Source organism: Candidatus Ruminimicrobium bovinum, assembly GCF_902760015.1.
Lineage (GTDB): Bacteria > Elusimicrobiota > Endomicrobiia > Endomicrobiales > Endomicrobiaceae > Ruminimicrobium > Ruminimicrobium bovinum.
Genome location: NZ_CACWEU010000037.1, coordinates 1 through 2,927, shown reverse-complemented (window position 1 = coordinate 2,927; position 2,927 = coordinate 1). Strand labels below are relative to the sequence as shown.

General features: G+C 33.6%; 3 protein-coding genes. All 3 read right to left on the bottom strand.

Annotation, left to right across the window (positions count from 1 at the left end):
- A partial coding sequence (locus ACMUOV_RS01240) for an RNA methyltransferase substrate-binding domain-containing protein (protein ID WP_413853005.1) occupies positions 1–276 on the bottom strand: 276 nt, incomplete at its 3' end.
- Between the two features lie 102 nt (positions 277–378).
- Positions 379–843 carry a hypothetical protein gene (locus tag ACMUOV_RS01235; RefSeq protein ID WP_413853003.1) on the bottom strand — a complete coding sequence of 155 codons (465 nt, stop codon included), beginning with the start codon at positions 841–843 and terminating at the stop codon, positions 379–381.
- Positions 844–926: 83 nt separating this feature from the next.
- The coding region (locus ACMUOV_RS01230; protein WP_413853001.1) for a [FeFe] hydrogenase, group A at positions 927–2,927 on the bottom strand (2,001 nt) is incomplete at its 5' end.

Sequence of the window (2,927 nt, the reverse complement as noted above, 5' to 3'; positions counted from 1 at the left end):
GTTTTTTTTATCTTTTATGTTACTTATAAGTTCGTCAAGTTCAACATATTCTATTGCGGAAATTTCGGCAACCACACCTTGTGTATTTTCCTGTTCGTATTTATCAAGTTTTTCCGGAGGGACATTATTTACGACAATACCTTTTGCTTTTGCAAGCTTAAAAATTTCTGAAATACTTGCACCGTGTGCGGTTTTTGAAACAAAAATTTTATTTATTGTTCTGTTACCTGCTTTTAATGTTTCCAAAACTGCATTTCTTCCGAAAATTTTATCCATTAAAAAAAACACCCCCGGTATTTTAGCTGATAAGCTGAGCAACTGAAAAGTTTAACGACTTTTCAACTGTCGTTATAACTTATACTTCCATAACCTATAAACCTATAATCTGAATATATTGACTGTTTTGTTTTTTTGTTTTAAAAAATCAACTATTTTATTAACAATTTCAATTCTTGTCAACAAACCGAAAATTTTATAATTACTACTGTCTTTATTTTGCGAAAGTCCGACGAAAACATTTATCGTTTGTTTTTCAATTAATAAATCACCTAATTTTACCGCATCGGAATTTTCTATTTTGTCACCGACTAAATATTTATAACATTCATTTAATGTTATTACACCTTCCGTTGCCAAATTTATATTTTTTATTTTATATTTGGCAACCGGAATATTTTTTTCAAAAACTGTTTTTATTTCAGGAGTTATGTTTTGTATTCTGCAAAACATTTTCATTGTAGAAGAGCCGCAAATAACTTTAGCTGCATCAGTATTGATAAATTGTTGAACAAACAATTTGTCGTTTTGTTTATTTACCGGCAATCCGGTTAAAATTGATAACATAAAACTATTGGATTACAAAATTATAGGGTTATAAGTTTGATGGAAATAAATTACCAATACTCTTATAACCCTATAATATAATTTTATTTTATATTTTTTAATTCTGCTTGTATTGCTTTACCTACCGTTTCTACGGTTGCCTGTTCTATAACCGTTGTTCCTACACTTACAACCGGTCCTCTTGAACATTTTTCAAAGCAGAAAGATGCTTTAACTTCAACTTTATCTTGAATTTTTTTGCTTTCAACAAATTCATGTATGGCTTTAAGAAGTTTTTGTGAACCTCTTAACATACAACCCGTTCCGAAACATACATTTACTTTAACACAATTTTCATCTTTTGCCGCTTGTATTAAGAACGGTTTTTCGGTTATTCTTCTTCTGTTTACATGATGAGTATGTAAAACTTCGTGTGCCTTTTCACCGCCTATTGCACCGAGAAGTTCTTTGTACACCTGTTTAACATAAGGATTATCCTGCGGTTTATGAAGTTCAAGAACACTGTCATTTTCATACAAACATTTTGTTCTTTTATTTCTTACTTCAAGTTTATCATAAACGGGCTGACCTGCACCGCCGATACATCCTCCGGGACATGCCATAACTTCTATCAAATCATATTCTTTTTCTTTATTCTTAATTTGTTTTATAACTTTTCTTGCATTACCAAGCCCGTAAACAACTGCCAATCTTAAATCTTTATCACCTACTTTTAAGTTGGCTTCTCTTATACCTTCTTCTCCTCTGATAAATGCAAATTCGTCGGTGTCGTTGGAATTTTCTTTTGATAATACATTTCTCAAAACAGCTTCTGCAACACCGCCGGAGTTACCGAATATTACACCGCCGCCTGTTTTAAAGCCCAAAGGCATATCAAATGCGGATTGTTCAAGTTGTGCAAAAGAAAGCCCCGATTCTTCTATCATTCTTGCAAGTTCTTGTGTAGTTAAAACTATATCGGTATCAGGTATTCCGTCTTGTGAAAGTTCCGGTCTTGTAGCTTCAAATTTCTTTGCCGTACAAGGCATAACAGATACCACTACCAAATCTTCTCTTTTTATATCATACATTTTAGGTAACATTTCTTTTGCAAGTGAACCGAACATTCCCTGCGGGGACATACAACTTGAAAGGTTCTTTATCATATCCGGATAATACTGTTCAGTAAATTTTATCCATGCAGGACAGCATGATGTAAATTGAGGAAGTTTTTCCCCTTTTGTAAATCTTTCAACAAATTCGTTTGCTTCTTCAACTATGGTTAAATCCGCAGTAAAAGATATATCAAACACCTTAAAAAATCCCATGGATTTTAAAGCCGTTACCATTTTACCTGCAGCTTCGGTTCCCGTTTCTTTAGGAATACCGAATGCTTCACCGATTGCAGCTCTAACGGCAGGTGCAATTGCAACAACAACTTTTTTATTTTTATTTCCCAATGCTTCCCATACTTTTGTTACATCCGATTTTATCGTTAATGCACCGGTAGGACATACTCTTGTGCATTGACCGCAATAGACACATTCCGAAGACGAAAGATTTTTACCGAAACTGGGACTTACCGTTGCATGTGACCCTCTGAATGAAAAATCTATTGCACCGACAGTTTGTATCTCTTCACAGAACCTAACACAATCACCGCAAAGAACACATTTATTCGGATCTCTGACCAATGACGGTGTAGAAAAATCTTTAGGTGTATCTTTTACTATTTTTTTATATCTTACCGATTGTATTCCCAACCTTCTTGCAAGTGTTTGAAGTTGACAATGTTCGCTTTTATGACATGATGTACATTCTCTGTCGTGGTTTGCAAGCAACAATTCAACTATTATTTTCCTTAATTCTCTTATTTCTTTACTGTTTGTTACAACAACCATACCGTTTTCGGCCGGTGTCGAGCATGCGGGAACAAGACCACGTTTTTCTACATTTACAAGGCATAATCTGCAAGCACCGTAAGTGCTAAGTTCGGAATGATAACAAAATGTAGGTAATTCTATATTTGCTTTTCTTATAACTTCCAAAAGATTTTTTTCTTTATCAAAAGAAACTTTTTTACCGTTAATAGTTAATGTTTTTTC